A 681-nucleotide genomic window follows, 5' to 3' on the forward strand; every position below is an offset into this window, starting at 1 on the left:
GCGGTGCAGGGCCCGATCGTGAACCACGGGACGACGGACGATACGACGCCGACGCTGAAGGGCTCGGCGGAGCCGGGCGCGGTGGTGACGATCTACGACGGCGGCAAGGCGATCGGCTCGACCGTCGCGAACGCGGCGGGCGGCTGGTCGTTCACGCCGGGCACCCCGCTCGCGGATGGCGAGCATGATTTCACGGTGACGGCGCGGGACGCGGCGGGCAATGAAAGCGGCGCAAGCGAGTCGTTCAACGTCACCGTCGATACGTCGGCGCCGGCTAGACCGTCGATTGCAGAAGTGATTGATAACGTCGGTAACGTGACCGGGCCGCTGAAGCCGCACGATACGACCGACGATACGCAACCGATGCTCAAGGGCACGGCCGAAAAGAACAGCGTAGTGCTGATCTACGACACGGCGTTTGGCGCGAAGGTGCTGCTGGGCAGCACGCAGGCGGATGCGGACGGCCACTGGTCGTTCCGGCCCGGTTCGCCGCTGACCGAAGGGCAGCACGAACTGACGGCTGTTGCACGCGATATTTCGGGTAACGAAAGCGAGCCGAGCGACGGCTTTGATTTCACGCTGCAGGTGGGCGGGGTGCCGAGCGCACCGTCGATCACGGGCGTGTTCGACGCGGTCGAGCCGCAGGTGGGCAATGTCGCGCCGAACGGCGAGACGAACGAC

Annotated in this window: 1 protein-coding gene; it reads left to right on the top strand. The window is 66.7% G+C overall.

Annotated elements, in window-relative coordinates:
* On the top strand, nucleotides 1-681 hold a 681-nt coding region (locus HWX22_RS31340), incomplete at both ends, for an Ig-like domain-containing protein (RefSeq protein WP_208456508.1).

Origin of the sequence: Burkholderia sp. BCC1638 (assembly GCF_902833195.1) — a bacterium.
GTDB classification, from domain to species: Bacteria; Pseudomonadota; Gammaproteobacteria; order Burkholderiales; family Burkholderiaceae; genus Burkholderia; species Burkholderia diffusa.